This window comes from Saccharopolyspora tripterygii (assembly GCF_054778355.1).
In genome coordinates this window covers 73,380-99,307 of the sequence record NZ_BAAGZP010000035.1, presented here as the reverse complement: position 1 = coordinate 99,307, position 25,928 = coordinate 73,380, and the positions used below count along the sequence as shown (strand labels likewise).

Genomic DNA, 25,928 nt, shown 5'->3' with positions numbered 1-25,928 from the left:
GACCTCTAGGCGTCAGCGAGCCTCACGTGGCGGGGAGGGGTCACCCGGTCCCGGTTTTCGTTGTGATGTCTCGGGGAGGTTGGTCAGTGGGGTGGGGAAGTTTTCATGAAAACTTCCCCACCCCACTGACCAGACATTTCGAGCGCGATAGGCCCTGCCGGGGTCATTCGTTGCGGAGTTTCTCCAGTTCTGCGGCGTCTTCGTCGCCGAAGCGCTCTTCGAGGGCTTCGGGTTCGGCGTCCACGTCGATCTTGGCCAGCGGCATGCCGCGAGCGCTGGAGATCGCGCCGAGCCTCCGGGTCGCGCGGTCCGAGGCGTAGGCCGTGAGCTCGTCCTTGTCGAGCGCGAAGGGCAGCTCCTCGGGGGTGTCGTCCGGCCTCCACTGGACCTGCGCGATGGCGTGCGGCAGCAGCCTCGCCATCTGGTCCTCGACCACCGCCCAGTTGCTCTCGTCGGCGGCCACGTGCCTGCGGCAGGTGAACGTGCCCCAGGCCATGTGCCTTCGCTCGTCGTCGCCGATCAGCTTGATGACCTGCTGCATCCCCGGCAGGATCCCGCGGCTCACGCAGATCTTGTGCCAGGCGTAGTACCCGGTGAGCGCGAGGGTCCCTTCCACCACGTGGTTGTAGGTGACCGAGGCCCGGACCTGGTTCTCGGGGCTGGGATCGGTGTGCAGCTCGCGCAGCGTCTCGGGGAGGGCCTTGTAGAAGATCTCCCGGTAGCCGGGGTTCTCGGCGACGTACTCGTGCAGGTCCTGGGTCAGGCCGACGGCGTCCATCCAGAGCCGGAACACCTGGGTGTGCTTGGCCTCTTCGAAGCAGAACTGGGTCAGGTACATCTCGTCGCCGAAGCGGCCTTCGGCGGCCATCGCGGCCATGAACGGCTGGAGGTCTTCGGTGACGGCTTCCTCGCCCGCGATGAACTGCGCGCACAGCCCCGCCACGCTGCGCTGCTCGTCGTCGGTGAGCTGCTGCCAGTCCTCGGCGTCCTGGCTGAAGTCGATGTCGGCGGGGTTCCAGAACCGGGCGTTGCCCTTGCTGAACAGGCGCAGCGGCAACGATTCCCAGTTCATGCCGTGGGCTCGCAGGGAGTGGAAGCTCTCGCGCTGGGCGGGGTGCGTGCTCGTCATTGAACTACTCCAGCTCGCCGTGGGTGTGAGGTGGGTTACTTCGCAAGTTTCGGTACTGGACAGTTTCGAGTCAAGGTCGCACGTGTCCCCGGACCAGGTGTTCTTCGACGTCCGTAGGCTGAACGGCGATGGACGAGCGCAGCGCACTCACGGTCGGATTCGACCTCGACATGACCTTGATCGACCCGCGGCCCGGGATGGTCCGCGCGTTCGACGCACTCAACGAGGAGTTCGGTACGGAGCTCGACGGGCAGCACTTCGCCGCCCACCTCGGGCCGCCGCTGGAAGACGTGCTGCGCGGCTACGAGTTCGACGAGCCGATGGTGAAGCGGCTGGCCGCGCACTTCCGGTCGATCTACCCGACCGTCGTCATCGGCGAGACGGTCGCGCTGCCGGGGGCGGCCGAAGCCCTGGAGGCCGTGCGTGCCGCCGGTGGGCGGGTCCTGGTGGTCACCGGCAAGTACGAGCCCAACGCCGCGCTGCACCTCAAGGCCCTGGGCTGGACCGTCGACCGGCTCGCCGGCGGGGTGTTCGGCGCGGGCAAGGGCGACGTGCTGCTGGCCGAGGGCGCGACCATCTACGTGGGCGATCATCACGGGGACGTCGTCGGCGGGCATGCCGCCGGGGCGACCGCGGTGGGCGTGGCCACGGGTCCGTACTCGGCGCGCGAGCTCAGCGAAGCGGGTGCCGACGTCGCCCTGGACGACCTCACGGAGTTCCCGGCCTGGCTGGCGACCCGGGTCTAGCGGCGCCGGGCGCGCACCACGGTCGCGACCACGCCGAAGATCAACCCCGCCGGGCAGAGCAGCGTCACGATGCTGATCCACGGCGGCAGGTCCTGGTGGCCGGTCGCGTAGAGCGCGAAGATCACGACGATGGCGAGCAGCCCGACGCCGAACATCGCCATCGAGATCGGGAGCACCGCGGATCTTGGTGAGCTGCTTGCCATGTGAGCAGCGTATTCACATCGCCACCCCGTCCGGCAATCGGGCTTGGTCGATCAGGATGGGTGATTTCGTCCACCTTCGCGGTACGCTTGGTGGGACGCGTCCCGGCGCGCGCACCTGCGTGGCGTTAACGGGGCGCTTTCGTCGTGATGGGGAGATTGCCGCGTCACGGCGGGAGAATCGGCAAGGAGATCGTGACCCGGCGACGGGTCAGCGCATTCGACAGGGAACGGTGAGGACAGTGCCGACCGGCAGGGTCAAGTGGTTCGACTCGGAGAAGGGCTTCGGCTTCCTGACCCAGGATGGCGGGGAGGACGTCTACGTGCGTTCGTCCGCGTTGCCATCTGGTGTGGATGCGCTCAAGACCGGCCAGCGAGTCGACTTCGACATGGCGCAGGGCCGACGCGGCCCGCAGGCGCTGAAGGTCAAGTTACTGGACCCGCTGCCCTCGGTCACCGAGGCTCGCCGACGTCCCGCCGACGAGTTGCACGGCATGGTCGAGGACATGATCAAGCTCCTCGAGCTCAAGGTCCAGCCGGACCTGCAGCGAGGCCGCTACCCCGATCGCAAGACCGCCAAGCGGATCGGTGAGGTCGTCAGGGCGGTCGCCCGCGAGCTCGACCCGGGCGGCAACTGATCCGGCCGCAGGAGCGGTTCTGACGCGCTCATCGGGCCGGGCTCGCGAGGCGCGTCAGGAGCTCACTGCTTGACGTCGAGGACCCAGCTCCCGCCGATGCCGAAGTCGACACCGCCATCGGCGCCCTGGGACAGGACGGCGGAGAACTGCTGGACCTCGACGTGCTCGATGCGGGCGCCGTCCGGCGGCAGCTGCAGCGTGTAGGAGTGGCGCGAGTCCGGGGTGAACACCGGGCTCCGGCCGTCGAGCTCCTGGCCGTTGAGACCTCGGTAGAGGAACACCACCTGCCACGGCGCACCGGCGACCTCGGCGGGCACCGAGATCTGCACCGGGTCGCGGTCGACCGCGCGCAGTTCGCCGATGGCGCCCGGGTTCGGCGGCGAGCACTCCTGACCGGTCGCGTCGCAGTGCTGAGCGGGGTCCACCGCTACCGAGTCGCCGTGCGAGTAGAAGGTCACCTGCGGTTGGCTGGGGGAGGAGCAGCCGGCGGCGAGCCCGACGGCAGCCACCGCCAGCAGCGGCTTCAGTCCACGATGCACGATCAGAGCCTACGGGCCGGTACCCGAACGGGCGGTGGCCGGTTGGTCCGCCGCACGTCCCCGCCGTCGTGACGGTGGTCGTAACGGGAGCGACGGGATCAGCGTGCTCCCCCGTCCGCGCAGCACCGTCTGCGCCAGGACCAGGGCGAGCAGGACCGCGACCACCACGAACCCGATCCAGTACACCGGTGGCAGCAGCACGCCGAGCGCACCGCCGAACACCCAGCTCAGCTGCAGGACCGTTTCCGAGCGGCCGAACGCCGAGGCCCGCGAGGCCTCGGGCATGTCGCGTTGGATCACCGCGTCCAGGCAGACCTTGGCCAGCGCGGAGGCGGTCGCGCCGACGAGGCCGACGATCACCGCCAGCGGCAGGCCGGCCAGCACGGCGGCGCAGGTGGCCACGGCCAGCGCCGCGCCCAGGCAGCTGATGATCAGCCCGTCCGGCTTCTCGAACGTCATCCGCGAGCCCAGGCCGTTGCCGAGGAAGCTGCCGGCCCCGGCAGCGCCTCCGACCAGGCCCAGCAGCACCAGCTGCATGGCCGGCTCGTGCTGGGTGTTGTGCTTGATCACGAACGCGGCGAACAGCGTCAGGAACCCGGTCAGCACCCGGATTCCGCCGTTGCCCCACAGCGCCACCACGACGTGGTCGCTCAGCGGCACCTTCCGCGAGCGCCCGGGATCGCCGATCGAGGTCTGCACCTCGCCCTCGGTGCTCTCCACCCATCCCGGGATGCGCAGGCACAGCCACACACCGGCCGCCGCCATCGCGGCCATGAACCACAGCGCGCCCTCGGAGCCCCAGAGCCAGGCGAAACCGGAGGCGATCCCGCCGAACAGGCCGCCCGCGGCCAGGCCGAAAGCGGTGAGCCGGGAATTGGCCTTGGTCAGCGTGATCTGCTCGGGCAGCACGCGAGGTGTCATGGCCGCCTTGAGCACGCCGAAGGACTTCGACAGCACCATGCAGCCCAGCGCGGCCGGGTAGAGCAGCCAGCTGTTGAAGTTCAGCGCCATCACCACGGCCAGCGCGACGCGCACCGCGAAGGACGCGGCCAGCGCCAGCCGCCTGCCCTGCTGGAGCCGGTCGAGGGCGGGGCCGATGACCGGCGCGATCACCGCGAACGGCGCGACCGTGATCAGCAGGTAGAGCGCGACCTTGTCCTTGCTCTCGGCCGTGGCCGCGGAGAAGAACAGGGTGTTGGCCAGCGCGACGGCCATCGCCGCGTCGACCGCGTAGTTGCCCATCCAGGCGTAGGTGAACTTGGCGAGGCCGGACCGGTCGGCGCCGTCGGCGTGCGCGAGCGAGAAGAACAGCCGCACCACGCGCTGGGTCAGGTCCCGGCTGCGCCACGCGGCGACCCGGGTGACCGTCAGCTTCCTGGGCGGCGCCGCGCCACGGGGTTCCTCGGCCTCCGGCTCCGGTTCCGGCGCGCCGGGGTGGTCCTCGGGCAGGGGCGGGAGCGGGCCCGTGCGGTCGCGCGAGCGGTCGTAGTCGGGGTCGTCCTGCCAGGGATAACGGCGCTCGTCGGCGTCCTGCGCCGGCGGTTCGAACCGCTGTCCGGACCGCTGCTGCTCGGTATACCAACCGCGCTTCCCGCGCTGGCCGGCGCCCCAGCCCGGGCGGCCCTGCGGCTCGTCCGAGTGCTGGTCGCGTCGACGCATCCCCATGCCTGCCATCCTGCCCCACCTCCTCCCGCTCGGACCGGGTCGCGGGTGCGCTCCTGCGCGCTCCTCGTCGCAACGCCCTCACGAACAAGGAGGCGGAAAACCGCCGAAAAATACAGCTGGACACGATCAGGCGACAAAAGAGAGGCCTAGATCACTCCGCCGTGGGATCACTGGGGGACGAACCGAACCCGGAACATCGAGGGCCACTTCTTCCCGGTGATCAGGAACTCGTCGGTGCCGGGCACCGACGCGATGCCGTTGAGCACATCGGCACCGGCCTTCTGATCGGGCGGCAGCAGTCCGTCGGCGTCCACGACCGCGGTGACCTGCCCGCTCGCCGGATCGATCCGCAGGATCTCGTCGCTGCCCCACACGTTGGCCCAGACCTGGCCGCCGACGCACTCGAGCTCGTTGAGCTCCTCGACCGACGACCCGTCCTGCGTCACCGAAACCTCGCCGAGCTGCGCGAACGTCACCGGGTCGCGGAAGGTCAGCCGGTCGCTGCCGTCGCTCATCACCAGCCGGCGCCCGTCCGAGCACAGGCCCCAGCCCTCGCCGGGGTACTCCACTCGGCGCAGTTCGCGCAGCGTCGCGCGGTCGCGCTCGAAAGCAACCCCTTCCTGCCAGGTGAGCTGCCAGATACGGTCACCCGTGACGGTGATCCCCTCACCGAAGAACTCGGCGGGCAACCGGGCCTCGTGCCGAACCGAACCGCTGAGCGGATCGGCGGCGCGGAGCACGGACGAGCCGCGCAGGCCGGTGCCTTCGTAGAGGGTCCCGTCGGCGATTTCCAGGCCCTGAGTGAACGAGGAGCGGTCGTGCGGGAGCACGTTGATCACCTCGACGCGAAGGTGTGGCACGCTTCCCGGGTGCCCAACGCCCTGATCGGTTTGCTCGCGGTCGTCCTGGCCGTCGTGCTGCGCTGGTACCTGCGGCGCACACGCAACCCCGACTCCGATGGTGAGCAGCACTCCGCACACGAGACGTCCAGTCTGAGCAAGTCGCACCCCGAAAGCTTGACACGCCCGATCACTCCGAGTGTTGCTCCGCTCCGGAACAGCGGTCCTGCGGCCCCGGCAGCGACACAGCCGACTGCGGCGCGGAGCGCGTACGGCACAATCGAGCATGTGACGCCTATGCCTGCTCCGATGACCAGCCCAGGCGCGGATGCCCCGTACGACGATGCCGGGCAGCCTGCGGCCGAGCCGTTGAACCCGGAGCTCGCGGCGGCCGTGGATGTCGCCCGAGCTGCCGCGGAGGATGAGGCTCGCCCTGGTGACGACCCGATCGGCTCTCCGATCCTGACGCTGGACACCACCGGCGAGGACTCGGAGACCGCTGCTGCGGAGAGCTCCACGCCGCCTCCGGTGGGCGCCCACGTCGGCGTCGAAGCCGAGGGCTCGCACGCCGTCACGCACCACTTCGAGTCGAACTACCCCGGCTACGTCGGCTGGCGCTGGGCCGTCACGGTCGCCAGCGTCGGCGAGGGCGAGCCGGTGACGGTCAGCGAAGTCGTGCTGCTGCCCGGTCCGTCGGCGCTGACCGCGCCGGACTGGGTGCCGTGGCGCGACCGCGTCCAGCCGGGTGATCTGGGTGCCGGTGACCTGCTGCCGACCAGCCCGGACGACCCGCGGCTGGCCCCCGGCCACCTGACCGGCGACGACGAGGAGTTCAGCGACGTCGCCAAGGAGGTCGGGCTCGGCCGCAAGCGGGTGCTCAGCTTCGAAGGGCGCACGGAAGCCGCTGAGCGCTGGCACTCCGGCGACTTCGGCCCCCGCGCCGACGCCGCGAAGCTCGCGCCCGCGGCCTGCGGCACCTGCGGTTTCTTCCTGAAGCTGTCGGGTTCCATGGGCGGCGCGTTCGGTGTCTGCGCGAACGAGTTCGCACCGGCCGACGGTCGCGTGGTCAGCGTCGAGTTCGGCTGCGGCGCGCATTCCGAGGTCGACGTGGACGTCTCGTCCACCGTTCCGGTCGCCGAGATCGTCTACGACGACGCCACGCTGGAGTTCGAGCCGCGCGGCACGGAGCGCGGGTGAGCGAGCCCGACCGCTTCGACGCGGTCGGACTGCGCCGCGCGGTGCTGCAGTCCTGGGAGGCGTCGCCGACCCGGTTCCGCGAGGACGCCAACGCGGAAGAGGACCTGAAGCTCGGCGGTTATCGCGACCGCCTGCTCGTGGAGCTCGCCCAGAACGCGGCCGACGCCGCAGGCTCCGACGGGGTGCTGAGCGTCGAGCTCGTCGACGACGAGCTCCGGGTCGCCAACACCGGGGCCCCGCTGACCGCTGAGGGCGTGGCCGCGCTGGCATCGCTGCGCGCGTCGGCCAAGCGCGAAGGCGCTTCCGTCGGTCGCTTCGGCGTCGGCTTCGCCGCCGTGCTCGCGGTGTCCGAAGAGCCCAGCGTGCTGTCGACCTCGGGTGGTGTGGCGTTCTCCGCCGAACGCACCCGGCAGGCGGCCGCGCAGCTGCCCGGTCCTGCTGAGGAGCTGTCCCGCCGCGAGGGCGCGGTTCCCGTGCTGCGGCTGCCGTGGGAGGTCGACGGCACCCCGCCCGAGGGGTTCGCGACCGAGGTCCGGTTGCCGCTGCGCTCCGAAGTGGACGCCGCCGCGCTGCTGGACTCCTGCACCGACCAGGCCCCCGGGCTGCTGCTGGCGCTTCCGGCCCTGAGCGAGATCCGGATCGGCCGCCAGACCTGGCGCCGCGTCGACGAGGACGCCGATCGCGTCGTGGTGCACGGACCGGTGCGCAGCGACCGCTGGCTGGTGCACCGCGCTTCCGGGGCGCTGAGCCACTCGGTGCTGGCCGGCTTGGGCGCGGAGAACCGCTCGACCGCGCACTGGCAGGTCACCTGGGCCGTTCCGCTGGATCCCGAGGGCGTGCCGATCCCGCTGGCCGAGGACGTGCTGCACGGTCCGACCCCGACCGAGGAGCGGCTGTCGCTGCCGGCCCGGCTGCTGGCGAGCGTGCCGGTCGAGGCCGATCGGCGTCGCGCCGCGGCGTCACCCGCCACCGACGAGGTGCTGACCTTCGCCGCCGAGTGCTATCCGGCGCTGGTCGACAAGCTGCCCGGTGAGCACCGGACCGCCCTGGTGCCGCTGCCCGGCTTCCCGCTGTCCGATGTGGACGACAAGCTGCGGCAGGGCGTCAACGACCGGCTGCGGGTCTCGGCCTGGCTGCCCGGCGCGGGGGACAAGCCGGTCGCGCCGCTGGAAGCCCGCGCGCTGGAATACGTCTCGTCCGAGCTGGTGGAACTGCTCGACGACGTCGTGCCCGGACTGCTGGACCCGGAGCTGTCCGACGCCCGGCACCGCCGCTCGCTGCACGCGCTGGAGGTCAGCAGGCTCGGTGCCGCCGAGATCGTCGAGGCGGTCACCGGGCTCGGTCGCGAACCGAGCTGGTGGTACCGGCTCTACGATGCTTTGGCCCCGTTCGAGGACGCCGATCCGCAGGCCCGCGAGGAGTTCACCGCGCTGCCGGTCCCGCTGGCCGACGGTCGTACCTCCAGCGGCGTCCGCGACGTGCTGCTGAGCCACCCGGAGAGCGACCTGGACCCGGCCGCGCTCCTGTCCACCTTGGACATCTCCGGGCTGCGCATCGCGCACCCGGAGGCCACCCACCCGATGCTGGAGAAGCTCGGCGCGCACCCGGCAGGGCCGGCCGAGCTGCTCGACGCCCCGCCGCTGGCGGAGGCCGTGCGCAGCAGCGTGTCCGACGCGATGGCCGGAGCGGACGTGGGTCCGCTCGCCGAGGCCGTGCTGAAGCTGGTCGAGGAGTCGCGCACGCGCGACTGGCTGGGCGCCCTGGCGCTGCCCGACGACGAGGGCGAACACCGGCGCGCGGACGAGCTCCTGCTGCCCGAGGCCGCGCTGCTGTCGGTCATCGACACCGAGCACCTCGGCGGCGGAGCCTCGCTGTCGGTCCTCGACGCCGAGGTCGCGCAGCGCTGGCCGACCGACCTGCTGACCTCCATCGGTGTCCTGGACGGCTTCGGCGTGCAGGTCGAGGAATCCCCGGCGGAAGCGGATGAGAGGTTCCCCGACTCCCACCAGTGGTGGGCGGAGCAGGAGGCCGACAGGCCGGAGGAGTGGCCCCCGGCGAGGTTCGTCGGCATCCGCGATCTCGACCTGGTCGCCCCCGACGCGTGGCCCGAGGCGATCAGCCTGCTCACGAGGGACCCGGAGACGCTGCGCGCGCTGCGCGAACCGCACGGCTACTCGGCCTGGTGGATCGCGCGCTACGCGCTCATCGAAGGGCACCCGCCGCGCCACTGGCGGCTGCCCGGCGCCGACGAGCTCGCCGGGGTCTACGACCCGGTGCCCGACGTCGAGCTCGACGAGGAGGCGCTGCGGCTGGCGGGCGTCCGCGCCGAGCTGCGGATCGACGACGGCGAGGACGCCGAGGACCTGCTGGAACGCCTGGGCGATGCGGGTCGCGCGATCCGGGCCGGAACGGCGCTGCGCGCTCACCGAGTGCTCAGCGAGGCGGTCGCCGGGGGCGTGGTCGATCCCTCCGAGCTGGACCCGCCGGAGATGGTCCGGTCCGTCTCGGGCGCGGTGGTGAGCACCGGGCGCGCGGTCGTCCTCGACGAGCCGTGGATGCTGGGCGTCATGGAGGCTCCGCTGGTCATCGCGGGCGGCAGCCCGGACCAGTTCGACGCCGAGGCCCTGGCCGAACTGCTCGACCTGCCGCTGGCTTCGGAGGAGAACACGCTGCGCGTCCCGGACGCGGGACGCACCCAGCGCTGGTCCGAGGTCGGCCGGGTCGCCTCCAGCTGCGAGCTCCTGGGCATCGAGGTCCCGGCGGGCGAGGTCACCCTCCACGACAAGCTGCGCGTGCAGGCGTCGACCGGTGAGCACCAGGTGCACTGGTGGGTCGAACCCGCGGGCAAGGTCCACACCGAACGCACTCCGGACGGCCTGGCCCGGGCGCTGGCCTGGGCGACGGGCTCATGGCCTCAGCGCTTCGCCCTCACCGCGCTGCTGGCGGATCCGGAAGCCACGACGCTCCTGCGCTGAACACCAGCGGCTGCGCGCTCAGCGGTCCGGGCACCGAAATCTGACGTACGTCTGGTTCTGGGGACCCGCTCTCGGTTTTGTGGGGTGGGGAAGTTTTCATGAAAACTTCCCCACCCACAAAACCACTGATCCGCGCCCGCACGCCCGCAACGGTCCGCTGTCACCGCTGTCGGAGGACCTGAACCCGATGAGGGAGCTCAGGTGTCGAGGCCGGAGAGGCCCTGCCAGGACCCGCGGGAGCCCCTTCGCGCGGCGCTGCGCTGCCAGCGGAAGACCCCGTAGCCGATGACGCCGAGCGCGGTGCCGGCGACGCAGGTGAAGAACTGGATGCCGACGGTGCCGTCGGCGAGGTCGCCCCAGCCGAACGCCACGACACCGGCGAACCACAGCGCGGTCCCGATCAGCAGCACCGGCGTCGGGTCCGCGAGCCTGCGCGGCAGCGGGGGGACCGGTCGGTGCGCTGCCTCGGAGGGGGCGGTTTCGCCGTCTTGTGCCACGTCAGGCAGGCTACTCCCGGTAGAACGGCCCGCGCACAGGCCACCGCGATTGGAAAGTTCGAATGGTGGAGAGAACCGAGAAGAAGTCTTCGCTGCTGGACCGCTACTTCAAGATCAGCGAGCGTGGATCCAGCGTGGGCCGGGAAGTTCGAGGTGGCCTGGTCACCTTCGTCACCGTCGCCTACATCATCGTGCTCAACCCGCTGATCCTCGGCAGCGCTTCGCCGACCGACGCCGGCGCGAAGCACGACGTGGTGGGCAACATCCTGCCCATCCCGCAGGTCGCTGCGGCCACCGCGCTGGTCGCCGGTGTCATGACCATCCTGTTCGGACTGGTCGCGAACTACCCGTTCGCCATCGCCACCGGCCTGGGCATCAACACCCTGCTGGCCGTGACGATCGCGCCGCAGGTGACCTGGCCGGAGGCCATGGGCCTGGTCGTGGTCGACGGCATCGTGATCCTGATCCTGGTCGCGACCGGCTTCCGCACCGCGGTGTTCAACGCCGTGCCCGCCGACCTCAAGGCCGCGATCGCGGTCGGCATCGGCATGTTCATCACCTTCGTCGGCCTGGTCGACTCCGGTTTCGTGCGCCGGCTGCCGGACGCGGCGGACACGACGGTCCCGGTGGGCTTGGGCATCGACGGCTCGATCGCGTCGTGGCCGACCGCGGTGTTCGTCTTCGGCCTGGTGCTGACCTCGATCATGGTGGCCCGCAAGGTCCGCGGCGGAATCCTGATCAGCGTCGTGGTCACCACCGTGCTCTCGATCATCATCGAGTCGATCTTCCACGCCGGTTCCTCCAGCGACGCGGGCGAGACCGGCTGGAACCTGGGCTACCCGGCGCTGCCGGACCAGATCGCGGGTCTTCCGGACCTGTCCCTGGTGGGTGACATCTCGTTCGGTGCCTTCACGCGACTGCCCGCCCTGGCTGCGGCGATGCTGGTCTTCACGCTGGTCCTGGCGAACTTCTTCGACGCCATGGGCACGATGACCGGCCTCGGCAAGGAGGGCGGCCTCGCCGACAAGGAGGGGAACCTCCCGGGCATCGGCAAGGCGCTGGCCGTCGAGGGCGTGGGTGCGGTCGCCGGTGGTCTGGGGTCGGCCAGCTCCAACACGGTGTTCGTGGAGTCGGCCTCCGGCATCGCCGAGGGCGCGCGCACCGGGCTGGCCAACGTGGTCACGGGTGCCCTGTTCCTGGCGGCGATGTTCCTGACCCCGCTGTACCAGGTGGTCCCGGTCGAGGCGGCTGCTCCGGCGCTGGTCGTCGTGGGCGCGATGATGCTGGCGCAGATCCGCGACATCGACCTGTCGGACTTCACGAAGGCGCTGCCGGCGTTCCTGACCATCGCGGTCATGCCCTTCACCTACTCGATCGCCAACGGCATCGGCGCGGGTTTCGTGAGCTACGTGCTGCTGCGGACCTTCACGGGCAAGGCCCGCGAGGTGCACCCGCTGATGTGGGTGGTGGCCGCGGCCTTCGTGCTGTACTTCGCCTCGGGTCCGCTGGGCAACTTGGTCGGCATCTGACCTGCGCGTTCCCCGCAGGGGCGCCCGATTCCCGGCAGGGGAGGCGGGCGCCCCTGTTGCGTTTTCGGGGCCGGGATTGATCCAGACCAATTCGGGCCGGACGTCTCCTTCGTCCCAAATACGCCCTGCCGGGCACCGGGCTGGTTAAGGTATGCCACCACTGGTCGAGAGATGATCAGTTTGTCCGAATTCCCGAGATAGTTTGGTAGACTAACGACGTGTCCGATATCGCGGAGCGCGAGCGCACCCTGGCAAGCCGTCTGCGGCTCGCCGTCGTTCGCCTGAACCGGCGGCTGCGCGCGCAGCGAGCCGACTCGGCTCTCACGCTGTCCCAGCTGTCCGCCCTCTCGTGCCTGCACAAGGCGGGATCGATGACGCCCGGCGAGCTGGCGGCGAAGGAAGGTGTTCAGCCACCATCGATGACCAGGGTCATCGCGGCGCTGGAGGACAACGGCCTGGTGGCCCGGCGGGCCCACCCGACCGACGGCCGGCAGGCCATCGTCGAGGTGACCGAATCCGGCCAGGCCCGGATCGAGGAAGAGGTCTCGATCCGCGAGCGCTGGCTCGACCAGCACCTCGCGGAACTGGACGAGGACGAGCTGGCGGTGCTGTCGCGCGCCGCCGAGATCATCGACCGATTGGCCAGTCGATGAACCGGGAGCGCTGAGAGGGGTACGCGGAAGCGTGGTTGACCAAGCTCGAAGGTCTGCGGGAGACGAAGACGCAGAGGCTCCGGTCAGCCACCGCACGCCACCTGCGGCGGAACACGGCGGGGGCATGTTCCGCTCGTTGCACGAGCGCAACTACCGCTACTACGCCTCCGGGCAGGTCGTCTCGCTCACCGGCACCTGGATGCAGCGGGCCGCGCAGGACTGGCTCGTGCTCGAACTCTCCGGTGGCAGCCCCGCCGCGCTCGGCCTGGCGGTCGCGCTGCAGTTCCTCCCGACGCTCGCGCTCACGCTGTGGGCCGGGGTGTTCGCTGATCGCTTCGACAAGCGCAGAATCCTGATCCTCACGCAAACCGCGCTCGGGCTGTGCGGTTTCGCGCTGGGAGCGCTCGACGTCACGGGGATCGCCGTCCTCTGGCACGTCTACGTGCTCTGCTTCGTGCTCGGGTGCTTCTCCGCGGTCGACGCTCCGGTGCGGCAGTCCTTCGTGGTGGAGATGGTCGGTCCCGCGCAGCTGACCAACGCCGTCGCGCTGAACTCGATGACCTTCAACCTGGCCCGCATCGTCGGGCCCGCGATCGCCGGACTGGCCATCACCGCCGTCGGCACCGGATGGGTGTTCCTGGCCAACGGCCTGAGCTCGGTGGCCGTGGTGGTGGGCCTGCTGCTGATGGACGCCACCGCCCTGCACCGGCCGAGAACGGCGGGCAAGGAGCGCGGCCAGCTCCGCGCGGGCCTGCGCTACGTGCGCGGGCGGCCGGACCTGGTCGTGGTGATGGTGCTGATGTTCTGCGTCGGCACCTTCGGGATGAACTTCGAGAACACCTTCGCCGTGATGGCCCGCAACGTCTTCCACCGCGAGGCCGACGGCTACGGAATCCTCATCACCATGCTCGCGGTGGGCACGCTGACCGGTGCGACGCTGGCCGCGCGCCGCAGCGGCAAGCCCGGTTCGCGGCTGCGGCTGATGCTCCTCGGCGCGGGGGTGTTCGGCGCGCTGGAGGCGCTGGCCGGGCTGATGCCCGGCTACTGGATGTTCGCCGTGTGCCTGATCCCGGTCGGCATCGCGGTCATGACCTTCACGACCAGCGCGAACTCGACCGTGCAGCTGGCCGTGGAACCGACCATGCGAGGCCGGGTGATGGGCCTCTACATGCTGCTGTTCATGGGCGGCAAACCGCTCGGCGGTCTGGCTTCCGGCTGGCTCGCGGAGGTCCTCGGTCCGCGCTGGCCGCTCGTGCTCGGAGGTCTGCTCTCGCTCGCCGCCGCGGTGGGTGGCGCGCTGGCGCTGTCGCGCCAGCGCAAGAGGGGGTTGATCCAGTCACTAGGTTAGGCTAACCTAATACTCGTCCGCTTCGTGGTGGGAGCGGTAGTCAGTTCGGGAACAGATCGAGCCCCGGCCTCCTTCGGGAGACCGGGGCTCGATCATTACCGGCGGCAAGAACTTGTCGGAGCACTCACCGCCGAGCCCTGCTCCAGCGGCCGTTCGGCTTGGTGCCGCGCCTGTCTGGACTCCGGGTGGATCAGGCCGTGGGCAGGCGCAGGCCGTTGAGGCCCTTGCGGGCGTCGTCGAAGCGCTTGGAGACCTCGTCCCAGTTGACGACGTTCCACAGCTGCTTGACGTAGTCGGCCTTCACGTTCTTGTACTGCAGGTAGTACGCGTGCTCCCAGATGTCGAACACCAGCAGCGGAGTGGTGGTGATCGACAGGTTCGAGTGGTGGTCGCGCAGCTGCTGGGTGATCAACCGCTGGCCGACCGGGTCCCAGGCGAGCACGCCCCAGCCGTTGCCCTGGATCGTGGTGGAGACGGCTTCCATCTGCGCGCGGAACTTGTCGAACGAACCGAAGTCCTGATCGATGGCCGCGGCCAGCTCGCCCGTCGGCTTGTCGCCGCCGTTGGGGGACAGGATCTTCCACCACACCAGGTGCATCGAGTGACCTGCGAGGTTGAACGCCAGCGTGGTCTCCAGGCCGACGATCGAGGAGAAGTCGTTCTTGTCGCGGGCCTCGGCGATCTTGGCGATCGTGTCGTTCGCGCCCTTGACGTAGGTGGCGTGGTGCTTGCTGTGGTGCAGCTCGTTGATCTCACCGGAGATCGCCGGCTCCAACGCCGCGTAGTCGTAGTCCAACTCCGGCAGCACGTACTCGGGCACCGAAGTCTCCCTCCGTAGTCGACACATTCTGGTTGTTGCCACCCTATGGCAAGTGAACGGGTGTGGCCACAAGTGTCCCCGGTGGAGAGTCGCGGTGGGAGCGTCAGCGGGTCGGCCAGCTGTGGACCGGGTCGCTGCCGTCCGCCAGCTCGATGTAGCGGCGCAGCATGGCCGACAGCGCGGTCTGGCGGTCCGCGCCGTCGGCCTCCAGGTGGGCGACGACGTCCCGCTGCCAGGTCGCGCCGTTCTGACGCGCTTGGCAGCGCTGCTCGACGACGCCGAGATACCGGGTGCGGGCCTCGTCGGAGACCCCGCACGCCCGCAGGCCCTCGTGGGCCATCGGCAGCAGCCGTCGCAGGACCAGCTCGTCGGGCGTGACCCAGCCCGAGCCCGGCCAGTAGAGGTGCGAGTCGAAACCGTGCCGGGCGCCCGCGTAGAAGTTCTCCTCCGCCGCGGCGAACGACATCTGAGTCCAGAGTGGACGGTCTTGTTCGGTCAGCGCCCGCTGCGCGCCGTAGAAGAACATCGCGTTGGCGACGATGTCGACCACCGACGGGCCCGCGGGAAGCACCCGGTTCTCGATCCTGAGGTGGGGGACCCCGTCCACCAGGTCGTAGACCGGGCGGTTCCAGCGCCAGATGGTGCCGTTGTGCAGGCGCAGCTCGTTGAGCTTCGGGGCGCGGCCGTTGTCCAGCGCGGCGACCGGATCTTCCTCCTCCGGTTCCGGCAGCAGCGCTGGGAAGTAGCGGACGTTCTCCTCGAACAGGTCGAAGATCGAGGTGATCCACCGCTCGCCGAACCACACCCTGGGGCGCACGCCCTGGTTGCGCAGCTCCGTCGGACGGGTATCGGTGGCCTGCAGGAACAGCGGTACGCGCGTCTCGTGCCAGAGCGCCTTGCCCAGCAGGAAGGGTGAGTTCGCGCCGATCGCGACCTGCACCCCGGCCAGGCACTGCGCGGCGTTCCAGTGCGCGGGGAAGTCCTCGGGCGCCACCTGCAGGTGCAGCTGCACCGAGGTGCACGCCGACTCCGGCGCGATCGAATCCGCGTAGGAGCGCAGCCGTTCCGGGCCCGCGTCCGCGAGCGGCACTCCCTCCATGTCCAGCAGCATCTCCTCGCCGCGGGCCATGATGATCTGGTCGTTGAGCACCGAGTAGCGCGGGTTGCTGGTCAGCGTCGACGGGTCGAAGTGCAGGCTGCGCAGCGTCGGTAACGAGCCGATCATCGCGATCTTCGCGCCCGCGTCGTGCGCGCCGCCGTCGGCGCGTTGCAGCGCGGCCCTGACGCCTTCTTCGAGGCGCAACGCGCTGTCACCCGCGAGCACTCTCGGTTCGACGTTGAGCTCGATGTTCTGCTGCCCGAGCTCGGTGGTGAAAATCAGTTCGCTGATTTTCTCCAGAACCACAGTGTTGTTCATCGACGGCTGCATGTGCTCGTCCACCAAGCACAATTCCATCTCCAGCCCCATCTGTTGATGGGGGAAGGAGAATTCGCCATCGGCGAGCATGCGGGCCAGTGCGTCGAGGCCGCGTTGCATCTTGTTCCGATAGCGTTGCCGATCAATCGGTTTGAAGGATCGATCGTCCACGTGCCGTCCCATGCCGTCTCCCCTTTATCGGCAGCACGTCAGCGCCCAGCGCTGGGTAAACCACCGTGACACATCCCCACCTGGTCAGCCAGCGGCCAATACGGTGTCAGCCGTCACCGCGCTGCGCGCTCGCAACCGGAAGCGGCATTCAGCCTTTTCGACTCGGCTCAAGTGCGTCCAATTCGGCCACCGGGAGCAGAGCCTCGCGCTGTTCGGTGTTGCCCGCACCGGCAATCGGGGCAATGGCGGTGCGCAGTGGGCGACAACCAGTCCAACGCGATCTCGCGGGGTTAGGCATCACGCAGCGTCGCCCCCTCGTCTGTTGGGGCGAGAACTTTCCCACCACATTCCTTCGAATCGTGGCGAACACTCCCGAGCTCTCGGGAGCGGGAGGTCTGAACAAATCCTCGACCGAATCCGAAATGGGACGCGGACAACCAGATTCCGCCCGCGCCCCCGAAAGCTCGTTGAACACCGAATGGAATCACCCGCCCGCCGACCGGCTCCGCCCCTCGCCGAGGTGAGCATGGGAGCCTTCCTGTCACTCCGGCCGGCGGCGAGGTGAGCATGGGAGCCTTCCTGCCACCTCAGGGCCGGGGGAGTGAGCGTGGGAACCTTCCTGTCATCGCCGCTCGGGGCGCGGATGGGAGAATGCCGACCGTGGCGCAGAAGGTCGAGATCAGCGACGTGGACGATCCGCGGGTCGACGACTTCCGCGATCTGTCCCGCGCGGACCGCCGTCCGGATCGGCCTGGTGGACGCGGGCTGGTGATCGCCGAGGGCGTGGTGGTGGTCGAGCGGTTGCTCGCCTCCCCGTACCCGGTGCGGGCGCTGTTCGGAGTCGGGCGCCGGATCGAGGAGCTCGCCGAGGCCGCCGCAGGACTCGATGTGCCCGCTTACGTGACCGACGCCGACGTGATGGCGGGCGTCGTGGGCTTCCACCTCAACCGCGGGGTGCTGGCGGTGGCCGACCGGGCTCCGGTGGTCGATCCGGCAGCGCTCGTCCAGCGGTCCCAGCGGCTGGCCGTGCTGGAGGGCATCGGCGACCACGAGAACCTCGGGGCGCTGTTCCGCAACGCCGCCGCGCTGGGCGTGGACGGGGTGCTGCTGGGCGCGGGGTGCTCGGATCCGCTCTACCGGCGCAGCGTGCGGGTGTCCATGGGACATGTGCTGCGGGTGCCCTTCGCGCACCTCGATTCCTGGCCCGACGATGTGAAGCTGCTGCGCGATGAGGGCTTCCGCATCGCCGCGCTCACCCCGCGCGTGGATGCGGCACCGCTTCGCGACGCCGCTCTGGACCGGGGCCGGATCGCCGTGCTCCTGGGCTCGGAGGGCCCGGGTCTCACCGATGAGGCCATCGAGGCCGCCGATGTCGCAGTGCGCATCCCGATGGCTGAAGGGGTCGATTCGCTCAACGTCGCCACCGCCGGGGCCGTCACCTTCCACGCGCTGAGCGGGACCTGATGGACGCGGGCTGGGAACTGCACGCTCGCTCCGGACGGGCCGTGCTGGCGCGCCCGGACGGGGCCGAGCACGACCCCGCGCGGCTGCGTCTGCCGGAACCCTTGGTGACCGCGTTGCACGAGTGGGCGTCGGTCGCCGAGCTCGTGCAGACCGGCGAGTCCGCGCAGACCGGTGAGATCGTGTCCCGGCGCGGCCGGCAGCTGGCGATGCGCCTGGCGGCGGAGACCGGTGGTCGCGTCGGCTACGTCGACCCGTTCAGCGGTGAGCTCGCGCAGATCGGGCGGCCGCGCTCGGCGCAGGCGGTGCAGCGTCGTGGCAGGCCCCTCGCGCCGGTGCCGCCCACCCCGTGGGGGACGGGGCTGATGATCAGCGCCGTGATCGCGGCGATCGCCGCGATCACGCTCGTGGTCGTGTCCCGAGGCCTGGCGGACGTCAACGGCTTCCTCGCGGTGTTCGTCAACATCGCCATCGCCGCCGGGTTCGCGCCGTCGATCTGGCTGGGTCGCAACGTCCCGGTGTGGCGGTGGGTCGCCTACGGCACGGCAGCCGGCCTGGTCGCCTCCTGGATCGCCGGGCTCCTCAGCGCTCTGGGGTAGGAGAACGAAGAACGGCCAGGCCCGTGGAAGGCCTGGCCGTTCTTCGTCGTCAGCGGCTCAGCGGTGCGAGCGGACGCCCAGCAGCACGTCTTCCCACGAGGGGACTATCGGGTGGTTCTTGCGGGCGCTGCGCTTGGGTTCGGTTTTGGAGTCCTCTGCGGACTCGGTCTCGGCCGTGACCGGCTCCTGGATCGGCTCCGGCGTCTCCAGGTCCAGCGTCGGCTCGGTCGGCTCCACGGGCTCCGGTTCCGGCGGCTCGACGCGCTGGAGCGTGGGCTCGGCGCGCGCCACCGGGGGCTCCGGCAGCATCGGCTCCGGCTCGGGCTCCACCTCTTCGGGCATTCCCTGCTGGTCGAGCTGCAGCGCCTCGCGGGCCAGCTCGGTCACCGGGCGGACCGTGCGCAGCGGCCGGTTCGGCGACGGGTCGAGCAGGTCGACGGCGTGCTCGTCGAGCGAGGCGACGGTGCCGCCGTGAGCGCCCGGGTGGAACACCCAGTGCGCACCGTTCTCCGAGCGGCCGGCCTGCCAGGCGAGCTGCACGACCCACTTGTTGTCCTCGCCGCGCCAGGCGTCCCAGTTGGCCTCGGCGTAGTCGTGGCCGCGCATCCCGAAGGTGTGGGCGATGACCTCGCCGAGCGTCTGCACATCGGGGCCGTCCTCGCGGACCGGGTGCGCGCGCTGCGCCATCTCGGCGATCTGGGCGCGTTCGAGCAGCACCGGGTAGGCGTAGCGCTCGATGCGGTGCTCGGGCAGGCCCGACGTGGCCGCTATCTGAGCGACGGACGCTCCGGAGCGGACGCGGGCCTGGATCTCGCGCGGCCGCATCTGCTGTTCCATCTCGATCTGCACCTGGCCCAGCCTGGTGAGGTCGCCGCGGGCAGCCGCGCGCAACCGCTCGTCAGCGGGCACGGTGAATCGCTCACCGTTCTCCGGGTCCTCGCAGATGACGGATTCACCGTCCTCGTCGAGCCCGACCACTCGCAGCGCTCGCATAACGCCAGCCTCCCGCCGACCTACATGTCACCAAGCTGTGACAGTAACCCGGCGCGCCGCCTTGACGCGGGAGGCACGCCGGGTACTCGTGTCGTTCGTTGGTCGCCCTGTCAGCTTCGATCTTGCCCTACGTGGACTGCGAGTGCGAATGAGTTGAACTACTCAACTCCTGCGAGTATCACCCGACGTGATCAACTTCGTCGCTGTTCGCGACCGCGAAAAGGCAACGGCCGCCGAGGAAACCCGCTGTTCACAGGGTTCCGTCGGCGGCCGCTATACCGTGATCAGGACAACTTCGAAACCACCCAGTCGATGGACTTGGTCAGCTGGGTGATGTCGTCCGGCTCGATCGCCGGGAACATGCCGACGCGCAGCTGGTTGCGGCCCAGCTTGCGGTAGGGCTCGGTGTCGACGATGCCGTTGGCGCGCAGCGCCTTGGCGATCGCGGCGGCGTCGACCGAGTCGTCGAAGTCGATGGTGCCGACGACCTGCGACCGCTTGGCCGGGTTGGTGACGAACGGCGTCGCGAACGCCGAGTTCTCCGCCCAGGTGTACAGCCGCTGCGAGGACTCGCGGGTGCGCGAGTCGCACCAGGACAGTCCGCCCTGGCCGTTCATCCAGTCGATCTGGTCGGCGAGCATGAACAGCGTCGCGACCGCGGGGGTGTTGTAGGTCTGGTCCTTGCGCGAGTTGTCCAGCGCGGTCGGCAGCGACAAGAACTCCGGGACCCAGCGGTCCGAGGCGCCGATCTCGTTGATCCGCTCGATCGCGGCCGGGCTGAGCGCGGCCAGCCACAGCCCGCCGTCGGCGGCGAAGGACTTCTGCGGCGCGAAGTAGTAGACGTCCACGTCGGAGGCGTTGAACGCCAAGCCGCCCGCACCCGAGGTGGCGTCCACCGCGATCAGCGCGTTCTCCGAGCCCGCCGGGCGGGACGGCGGCAGCATGACGCCGGTGGAGGTCTCGTTGTGCGCCCAGCCGATCAGGTCGACGCTCGGGTCCGACACCGGGTCGGGGGCGTCACCCGGGTCGGAGGAGACCACGATCGGCTCGCCGAGGAAGGGAGCCGTCTTCGCGGCCTTGGCGAACTTCGAGGAGAACTCGCCGTTGGACAGGTGCAGCGAGCGCTCGCGGATGAGGCCGAAGGTCGCGGCGTCCCAGAACGCGGTGGTGCCGCCGACGCCGAGCACGACCTCGTAGCCCTCGGGCAGCGAGAACAGCTCGCTCAGGCCCTCGCGAACCCGTCCGACCAGGGACTTCACCGGCTTCTGCCGGTGTGAGGTACCCATCACCGAGGCGCCCTCGTCGGCCAGGCGGGCCAGCTGCTCCGGGCGCACCTTGGAAGGTCCGCAACCGAAGCGGCCGTCCGATGGCTGGAGCTCGTCGGGCAGCTTCAAGGTGGTCGGGTCGGTGGTCTCGGCCTGCGTCATTCCGGCGCCTCCGGGCGTTGTTGTGGTGACTGTGCGGGGTGACCGGGAGAAGCCCGTCCCCGCGCGCCAGTGGCCAGGTCCGCCGGCGCCATTGCCGGCTCGGCTCAGTGTTGCAGCGGGGTTACCGCGCGGTGTCCGACGGCCGCTGCCGCACCGCAACTTACTGCTGTTCGCCGTCCCGGCCAACCACACTGTGTCCGAGACGGCCCGTTCGAGGCGGAATGATCAGACGAATCCGGGCGCTCCGCAGCATTTCTTGTACTTGCGTCCCGAATCGCACCAGCAGGTGTCGTTCCGCCCGGGCGGCCAGGGCAGGTAGTTCCCGTTGTGCGCCTCTTCGAAGGCGTAGTCGTCCGGGGACTCGACGTCGGAGCGGTAGTCGTTGTCCCGGAGGTAGGCCTCCACGGCGTCCACGGTCGTGGGGACCAGGCACGCGCCCTTGGTGACCGCGCTGAGCTCCTCCTCCACCTGGCGGCGGTAGGACTCGTGGGTCGCGCCCTCCTCCCACCACTCCGGGTGCTCGTGCGTCGACCGGGCGAACTCCTCCGCGGTCCACAGCGGCACCGCGTAGTGCCTGAGCATGAGGTTGCCGTTGGCGTCCACCAAGCCGTCGAGTTCGCCCCCGTCGCCGGAGAGCTGCTGGATCCCGTCGCTCATCTCCTGGTTGTGCTCGACGCACTGGTCCAGGAACTCGTCCATCGCGTCGGCGGGGAGGCCCGCGTCGATCCTGGCCTGCCTGCGCTCCAGGAGGAGGTCGTAGCCCTGGTCCGTCGCGGCCAGCGGCTCGTCGAGGGAGGGGACGATGTGGTTGGCGCCCGCGTTGAGCCAGCGCAGCCCCTCGGAGATCCGGCCGATCGAGGCGTAGCCGGCGTGGATGTCCATGTAGGTCATGGCCACCCCGCTCGGTTTCCGCCGCAGCTCGTCCAGCAGCGGCGTCGCCTCCTCGGCGCGTCCGTGGGTGAGCAGGTACGCGATGTAGGCACCGCGTCCGCTCAGCGGCCCCGAGTCGTCATCCGCCTCGAAGGCCCTGGTCACGGCGGAGAGCTCGCGCTCGTGGTCGTCGGCCATGTGCCAATGTCCAGAGGCGTCGACCAGCTCGGCGCACGGGTTGTCGCTGCGCGCGGCGTCCTCCTCGAGAGCCGCGGCGTACTGGGCGTGCAAATTCGCCGAATCGCTCACGCGACCCAAAATATCCCCGGGTGGGTCGGCCGCCCGGCCGACCCACCCCGAGGGCTCACACAGGGGCGATGATCTGGGTGACGGTGTCCCAGCCGGCCACGTCCTGCGGCGAGCGCGGGGCGGGGCCGATGTACTGAGCCGACGGCCGGACCAGACGACCGGTCTGCTTCTGCTCCAGGACGTGCGCCGACCAGCCCGCGAGCCGGGCCGCGGTGAACATCGAGGGCATCATCGCCGGCGGGACTGCCGCGAAGTCCAGGATCACGGCGGCCCAGAACTCCACGTTCGTCTCGATCTGCCGGTCGGGTCGCCGCTCGCGCAGCTCGGCCAGCGCGGCCTGCTCCAGCTCGCGGGCGACCTCGAACCGCGGCGCCTTCAGCTGGTCGCAGGTGTTGCGCAGGACCCGGGCGCGCGGGTCCTCGGCCCGGTAGACGCGGTGGCCGAAGCCCATCAGCCGGTCGCCGCGGTCGAGGATGTCGGCCACCACGCGACGGGCGTCGCCGGTGCGCTCGACCTCCTCGATCATCGGCAGCACCCGGGCGGGGGCGCCGCCGTGCAGCGGGCCGGACATCGCGCCGACCGCGCCCGACAGGCAGGCGCCCACGTCAGCGCCGGTGGAGGCGATGACCCGGGAGGTGAAGGTGGAGGCGTTCAGGCCGTGCTCGGCGGCGGAGGTCCAGTAGGCGTCGAGGGCCTGCACGTGAGCCGGGTCCGGTTCGCCGCGCCACCGGGTGAGGAACTGCTCGGTGGTGGTCGTGGCCTCCGCGATGCGGGCGTGCGGGACGGCGGGCTGGTCGCCGCGCGCGGACTGCGCGATGTAGGACAGGCCGAGCGAGCAGGCTCGGGCGAGCTGCTGGCGCACCTGGTCGGCCTCGATGTCCAGCACGGGCTGGAAGCCGAAGGCGGGTGCGGTCATGGCCAGCGCGGCCTGCGCGTCCGCCCGCACATCGCCGGTGCGGATCGGCAGCGGGACGTCCTCGGCGAGCGGCAGGCCGCCACCGAACTGCCCATCAACCAGCAGCGTCCAGACGTCACCGAAGGAGACCGTGCCCACCAGGTCCTCGATGTCCACGCCTCGGTAGCGCAGCGCGCCACCGTCGCGGTCGGGTTCGGCGATTTCGGTCTGGAAGGCGACGACGCCTTCCAACCCGGGACGGAATTCGCTCATAGCTGCCTCGTCTCCTGGTCGTAGGGATGGTGCGCGCGTGCGCATGGCTGGCGACGTGGCGGGGTTTGAACCAACACTGCACCCGTGGAGGAAGAAGTAGCAATGGAGGCCGGATGGGAAATAATTCCAGGATGAGTTGACCCGCGGTGAATGGAACCTTTTGCTCCCGCGTGAAAAATTCCGGAAAAATTGCGGTTCCGCAACTCGGCGATACGGGCGAATCGGGCGTTCGGCGCGCGCCGGCGACCTTCGCTCCAGGTCGGGTGCCCGGTGAGCCGCTCTCGGGTACCGCTGCAGCTCCACCGAAGACCTCCCACCGCGGGGGCGTCAAGGGTGCGGGTGTCCCGGCTGGGGTGAGAGAAAGGTTCCCTTGCTCTCACCCCAGCGCAACGCCTGTCCGGGTGATGAGCGGCTGATGTGGGAACGATCACTGCATCGGTTGCGGAATCGATCGTGACCTATCGTCGATTCGGCTCCTGTTCCGATCCCGTTTACCGTCATAGCGAATGACCGGCGTCGCGCGCGTCGGTCTCGTCCAACCCGTACCGTCCGGCGCTGAGCCGGAATGCCGAAGTCGAGTCGTGCCGTTCGCCGGACGAGTCAGGGAGGAAGAGGATGTCGGAGGCCAACGTCGCGTTGCCGTCCATGCGTGTTTCCTACGAAGCCGGTGCGCTGCACGAGGACTCGCTCGCCGGCACCTGGCATGAGCAGCTGCAGCTGTGGTTCGACGAGGCCGTCGCGGCCGAGCTGGTCGAGCCCAACGCGATGGTGCTGGCCACCGCCGACCCCGACGGCTTCCCGTCCTCGCGGACCGTGCTGTGCAAGGGGTTCGACGAGCGCGGCGTGGTGTTCTTCACCAACTACACCTCCAACAAGAGCCACGACCTGAAGTCGACTCGCGTTGCGGCCGCGACGTTCCCGTGGCTCGGCATGCAGCGCCAGGTCAACGTTCGCGGCGAGGTCGAGAAGGTCAGCTCGTCGGAGACCTCCGAGTACTGGGGCGAGCGTCCGCGCGGTTCCCAGCTCGGGGCGTGGGCCTCGCCGCAGTCGCGGGTGGTCAACGGTCGTGAGGCCCTGGTGAACTCGCTCAACGGCATCGAGCGCCGCTTCGGGGAGGCCGAGAAGGTCCCGGTTCCGCCGCACTGGGGCGGCTGGCGGATCCGTCCTGACTACGTCGAGTTCTGGCAGGGGCGTCCCGACCGCCTCCACGACCGGCTCCGCTTCCGCCGGACCGACGACACGTGGGCGGTCGAGCGCCTCGCGCCGTGACGAGCGCTCGGTTTCGCGCCCGAGATGTCTGGTCAGTGGGGTGGGGAAGTTTTCATGAAAACTTCCCCACCCCACTGAACAACCTCCCCGGACATCACACGTAGAGCTCCATCACACGGGCGGAGAACGAGTGGTCCTTTAGTTTCGCGAAGGACTACGCTGCTGCTCTCGTGCGGCAGAACAGCGGAACCATTCCTCGGCGCAGCGTCAGAGCGCTGTTCAGCAAGGTCCTCATCGACACCCGGCCGCTGCAGTACCCGGCCTACCGCCGGCTGTGGATGTCCAACATCGTCACCGCGGTCGGTGCGCAGTTCTCCGCCGTCGCCGTCCCCAAGCAGCTCTTCGACATCACCGGCTCCTCGTTCTACGTCGGCCTGGCGGGCATCTTCGGCCTGGTCCCGCTGCTGGTGTTCGGCCTGTGGGGCGGGGCGATCGCCGATGCCGTGGACCGCCGCAAGCTGCTGATCGTCACCAACGGCGGGCTCGCGGGAACCTCCGTCCTGCTGTGGCTGGCCGCTTCCTCCGGTGTCAGGTCGGTGTGGCTCGTCCTGGTCCTCTTCGCGCTGCAGCAGACCTTCTTCGCGATCAACTCCCCGACCCGCGGCGCGGCGATCGCGAGGCTGATCCCCACCCACCTGCTGCCGTCGGCGCAGGCCCTGGGTTCCACCGTCTTCCAGCTCGGATCGATCGTCGGGCCGCTGCTGGCCGGTGTCCTGCTGCCGGTGCTCGGGCTGTCCGTGCTGTACCTGGTAGACGCGATCGCGCTGTGCCTCGCGCTGGTGGCGGTGTTCCGGCTGCCCGCCCTGCCGCCGCAGGACGGAGCGCCGAAGAAGGCCGGTCTCCGCGCGGTGCTCGACGGCTTCCGGTACCTGGGTCTGCACGCGGTGCTGCTGGCGTCGTTCCTGCTGGACATCATCGCGATGGTCTTCGGCATGCCGCGCGCGCTGTTCCCGGAGATGGCCGAGCGGACCTTCGGCGACCCGCCCGGCGGCGGTGCCGCGCTCGGGTGGCTGTACGCGGCGATCCCGCTGGGCGCCTTCTTCTTCGGGCTGTTCTCCGGCTGGCTGCACCGGATGGCGCGGCACGGCGTCGGCGTGACGGTCGCCGTGATGGCCTGGGGCGTGGCGATCATCGGTTTCGGCTTCGCCGACTCGCTGTGGCTGGCGGTGCTGTTCCTGGCGCTGGGAGGCGGAGCCGACCTGATCAGCATGGTGTACCGGAGTTCGATCCTGCAGACGGCGGCGACCGACGAGATGCGCGGCCGGATCCAGGGCGTGTTCACCGTCGTGGTCGCGGGTGGTCCGCGGCTGGCCGACACCCTGCACGGTCTGGCCGGCGCCTACGCGGGCACCCGCGCGGCCGTGATGATCGGTGGAGTGCTGGTCGTGCTGGCCGCCGCGCTGTCCGCGGCGTGCCTGCCCGCGTTCTGGAAATACCGGGCTCCCACCGGTGACGACGCGTGAGCTGAC

At 70.1% G+C, this 25,928-nt stretch carries 23 protein-coding genes; 11 read left to right on the top strand and 12 right to left on the bottom strand.

The annotated features are described in order from the left end of the window. Positions 1-163: 163 nt before the first annotated feature. A complete protein-coding gene (locus tag ACYVF3_RS25070) occupies positions 164-1,129 on the bottom strand; it encodes a R2-like ligand-binding oxidase (protein ID WP_461156719.1) in 966 nt (321 codons plus the stop codon). 128 nt (positions 1,130-1,257) lie between these two features. On the opposite strand from ACYVF3_RS25070, the gene ACYVF3_RS25065 reads away from it, so the two are divergent. After that, complete coding sequence (locus ACYVF3_RS25065) at positions 1,258-1,875, top strand: HAD family hydrolase (RefSeq protein WP_461156718.1); 618 nt, start codon at positions 1,258-1,260, stop codon at positions 1,873-1,875. On the opposite strand, the gene ACYVF3_RS25060 is transcribed toward ACYVF3_RS25065, so the two are convergent. After that, a complete protein-coding gene (locus ACYVF3_RS25060) occupies positions 1,872-2,078 on the bottom strand; it encodes a hypothetical protein (RefSeq protein WP_461156717.1) in 207 nt (68 codons plus the stop codon). The genes ACYVF3_RS25065 and ACYVF3_RS25060 overlap by 4 nt on opposite strands. A gap of 239 nt (positions 2,079-2,317) precedes the next feature. Here ACYVF3_RS25060 and ACYVF3_RS25055 point away from each other — a divergent pair, with 239 nt between their 5' ends. Further along, positions 2,318-2,713, top strand: coding sequence for a cold-shock protein (locus ACYVF3_RS25055; RefSeq protein WP_461156716.1), 396 nt, complete (start codon positions 2,318-2,320; stop codon positions 2,711-2,713). Between the two features lie 62 nt (positions 2,714-2,775). On the opposite strand, the gene ACYVF3_RS25050 is transcribed toward ACYVF3_RS25055, so the two are convergent. The 3 genes from ACYVF3_RS25050 to ACYVF3_RS25040 form a co-directional block, all read right to left on the bottom strand. Further along, a complete protein-coding gene (locus ACYVF3_RS25050; protein WP_461156715.1) occupies positions 2,776-3,252 on the bottom strand; it encodes a DUF2771 family protein in 477 nt (158 codons plus the stop codon). A 9-nt stretch (positions 3,253-3,261) separates the two neighbouring features. Then, positions 3,262-4,917, bottom strand: a complete 1,656-nt coding sequence (locus ACYVF3_RS25045) for an MFS transporter (RefSeq protein ID WP_461156714.1) — start codon at positions 4,915-4,917, stop codon at positions 3,262-3,264. A 167-nt stretch (positions 4,918-5,084) separates the two neighbouring features. Next, a complete protein-coding gene (locus ACYVF3_RS25040) occupies positions 5,085-5,924 on the bottom strand; it encodes a glutaminyl-peptide cyclotransferase (protein WP_461156713.1) in 840 nt (279 codons plus the stop codon). A 141-nt stretch (positions 5,925-6,065) separates the two neighbouring features. Here ACYVF3_RS25040 and ACYVF3_RS25035 point away from each other — a divergent pair, with 141 nt between their 5' ends. Both ACYVF3_RS25035 and ACYVF3_RS25030 read left to right on the top strand, forming a co-directional pair. After that, entirely contained in the window at positions 6,066-6,953 is an 888-nt protein-coding gene (locus tag ACYVF3_RS25035; protein ID WP_461156712.1) for a DUF3027 domain-containing protein, read from the top strand. Beyond that, complete coding sequence (locus tag ACYVF3_RS25030) at positions 6,950-9,928, top strand: sacsin N-terminal ATP-binding-like domain-containing protein (protein ID WP_461156711.1); 2,979 nt, start codon at positions 6,950-6,952, stop codon at positions 9,926-9,928. Before ACYVF3_RS25035 ends, ACYVF3_RS25030 begins: the two co-directional genes overlap by 4 nt. Before the next feature lie 197 nt (positions 9,929-10,125). On the opposite strand, the gene ACYVF3_RS25025 is transcribed toward ACYVF3_RS25030, so the two are convergent. Further along, positions 10,126-10,425: a DUF2530 domain-containing protein gene (locus ACYVF3_RS25025; RefSeq protein ID WP_461156710.1), complete on the bottom strand. Its 300-nt coding sequence runs from the start codon at positions 10,423-10,425 to the stop codon at positions 10,126-10,128. 62 nt (positions 10,426-10,487) lie between these two features. Here ACYVF3_RS25025 and ACYVF3_RS25020 point away from each other — a divergent pair, with 62 nt between their 5' ends. The 3 genes from ACYVF3_RS25020 to ACYVF3_RS25010 all read left to right on the top strand — a co-directional run bounded on the left by ACYVF3_RS25020 (position 10,488) and on the right by ACYVF3_RS25010 (position 13,955). Continuing rightward, positions 10,488-11,954 carry an NCS2 family permease gene (locus ACYVF3_RS25020; protein WP_461156709.1) on the top strand — a complete coding sequence of 489 codons (1,467 nt, stop codon included), beginning with the start codon at positions 10,488-10,490 and terminating at the stop codon, positions 11,952-11,954. 218 nt (positions 11,955-12,172) lie between these two features. Beyond that, positions 12,173-12,607 (top strand): MarR family winged helix-turn-helix transcriptional regulator, encoded by a 435-nt coding sequence (locus ACYVF3_RS25015; protein WP_461156708.1) that lies wholly within the window; start codon positions 12,173-12,175, stop codon positions 12,605-12,607. 10 nt (positions 12,608-12,617) lie between these two features. Then, positions 12,618-13,955, top strand: coding sequence for an MFS transporter (locus tag ACYVF3_RS25010; protein WP_461156722.1), 1,338 nt, complete (start codon positions 12,618-12,620; stop codon positions 13,953-13,955). A gap of 190 nt (positions 13,956-14,145) precedes the next feature. Here ACYVF3_RS25010 and ACYVF3_RS25005 read toward each other — a convergent pair whose 3' ends face one another. Both ACYVF3_RS25005 and ACYVF3_RS25000 read right to left on the bottom strand, forming a co-directional pair. Beyond that, positions 14,146-14,775, bottom strand: a complete 630-nt coding sequence (locus ACYVF3_RS25005) for a superoxide dismutase (RefSeq protein WP_461156707.1) — start codon at positions 14,773-14,775, stop codon at positions 14,146-14,148. A gap of 103 nt (positions 14,776-14,878) precedes the next feature. Further along, positions 14,879-16,375: a glutamate--cysteine ligase gene (locus ACYVF3_RS25000; protein ID WP_461156706.1), complete on the bottom strand. Its 1,497-nt coding sequence runs from the start codon at positions 16,373-16,375 to the stop codon at positions 14,879-14,881. Between the two features lie 648 nt (positions 16,376-17,023). On the opposite strand from ACYVF3_RS25000, the gene ACYVF3_RS24995 reads away from it, so the two are divergent. After that, entirely contained in the window at positions 17,024-17,827 is an 804-nt protein-coding gene (locus tag ACYVF3_RS24995) for a TrmH family RNA methyltransferase (RefSeq protein WP_461156721.1), read from the top strand. Further along, positions 17,827-18,423, top strand: coding sequence for a DUF2537 domain-containing protein (locus ACYVF3_RS24990; RefSeq protein ID WP_461156705.1), 597 nt, complete (start codon positions 17,827-17,829; stop codon positions 18,421-18,423). Before ACYVF3_RS24995 ends, ACYVF3_RS24990 begins: the two co-directional genes overlap by 1 nt. 57 nt (positions 18,424-18,480) lie before the next feature. Here ACYVF3_RS24990 and sepH read toward each other — a convergent pair whose 3' ends face one another. The 4 genes from sepH to ACYVF3_RS24970 all read right to left on the bottom strand — a co-directional run bounded on the left by sepH (position 18,481) and on the right by ACYVF3_RS24970 (position 23,190). Then, positions 18,481-19,416, bottom strand: a complete 936-nt coding sequence (gene sepH, locus ACYVF3_RS24985) for a septation protein SepH (protein ID WP_461156704.1) — start codon at positions 19,414-19,416, stop codon at positions 18,481-18,483. A 284-nt stretch (positions 19,417-19,700) separates the two neighbouring features. Continuing rightward, a complete protein-coding gene (gene serC, locus ACYVF3_RS24980) occupies positions 19,701-20,843 on the bottom strand; it encodes a phosphoserine transaminase (RefSeq protein WP_461156703.1) in 1,143 nt (380 codons plus the stop codon). Positions 20,844-21,068: 225 nt separating this feature from the next. Then, the gene (locus ACYVF3_RS24975) at positions 21,069-22,022 is read right to left on the bottom strand and encodes an SEC-C domain-containing protein (RefSeq protein ID WP_461156702.1); all 954 of its coding nucleotides are present in this window, start codon (positions 22,020-22,022) and stop codon (positions 21,069-21,071) included. A gap of 55 nt (positions 22,023-22,077) precedes the next feature. After that, positions 22,078-23,190 carry a citrate synthase 2 gene (locus ACYVF3_RS24970; protein ID WP_461156701.1) on the bottom strand — a complete coding sequence of 371 codons (1,113 nt, stop codon included), beginning with the start codon at positions 23,188-23,190 and terminating at the stop codon, positions 22,078-22,080. Between the two features lie 615 nt (positions 23,191-23,805). On the opposite strand from ACYVF3_RS24970, the gene pdxH reads away from it, so the two are divergent. Together pdxH and ACYVF3_RS24960 are read left to right on the top strand one after the other, a co-directional pair. Beyond that, positions 23,806-24,459, top strand: a complete 654-nt coding sequence (pdxH, locus tag ACYVF3_RS24965; protein ID WP_461156700.1) for a pyridoxamine 5'-phosphate oxidase — start codon at positions 23,806-23,808, stop codon at positions 24,457-24,459. Between the two features lie 170 nt (positions 24,460-24,629). Beyond that, positions 24,630-25,922: an MFS transporter gene (locus ACYVF3_RS24960; RefSeq protein ID WP_461156699.1), complete on the top strand. Its 1,293-nt coding sequence runs from the start codon at positions 24,630-24,632 to the stop codon at positions 25,920-25,922. Positions 25,923-25,928 lie beyond the last annotated feature (6 nt).

What these genes read in the sequence shown, in the direction of transcription:
- ACYVF3_RS25070 (WP_461156719.1), bottom strand. Translation starts at nt 1,129, where the DNA reads ATGACGAGCACGCACCCCGCCCAGCGCGAGAGCTTCCACTCCCTGCGA.
- ACYVF3_RS25000 (WP_461156706.1), bottom strand. Translation starts at nt 16,375, where the DNA reads ATGGGACGGCACGTGGACGATCGATCCTTCAAACCGATTGATCGGCAA.
- serC (WP_461156703.1), bottom strand. Translation starts at nt 20,843, where the DNA reads ATGACGCAGGCCGAGACCACCGACCCGACCACCTTGAAGCTGCCCGAC.
- ACYVF3_RS25065 (WP_461156718.1), top strand. Translation starts at nt 1,258, where the DNA reads ATGGACGAGCGCAGCGCACTCACGGTCGGATTCGACCTCGACATGACC.
- ACYVF3_RS24970 (WP_461156701.1), bottom strand. Translation starts at nt 23,190, where the DNA reads ATGAGCGAATTCCGTCCCGGGTTGGAAGGCGTCGTCGCCTTCCAGACC.
- pdxH (WP_461156700.1), top strand. Translation starts at nt 23,806, where the DNA reads ATGTCGGAGGCCAACGTCGCGTTGCCGTCCATGCGTGTTTCCTACGAA.
- ACYVF3_RS25060 (WP_461156717.1), bottom strand. Translation starts at nt 2,078, where the DNA reads ATGGCAAGCAGCTCACCAAGATCCGCGGTGCTCCCGATCTCGATGGCG.
- ACYVF3_RS25045 (WP_461156714.1), bottom strand. Translation starts at nt 4,917, where the DNA reads ATGGGGATGCGTCGACGCGACCAGCACTCGGACGAGCCGCAGGGCCGC.
- ACYVF3_RS25035 (WP_461156712.1), top strand. Translation starts at nt 6,066, where the DNA reads ATGACCAGCCCAGGCGCGGATGCCCCGTACGACGATGCCGGGCAGCCT.
- sepH (WP_461156704.1), bottom strand. Translation starts at nt 19,416, where the DNA reads ATGCGAGCGCTGCGAGTGGTCGGGCTCGACGAGGACGGTGAATCCGTC.
- ACYVF3_RS25020 (WP_461156709.1), top strand. Translation starts at nt 10,488, where the DNA reads ATGGTGGAGAGAACCGAGAAGAAGTCTTCGCTGCTGGACCGCTACTTC.
- ACYVF3_RS24990 (WP_461156705.1), top strand. Translation starts at nt 17,827, where the DNA reads ATGGACGCGGGCTGGGAACTGCACGCTCGCTCCGGACGGGCCGTGCTG.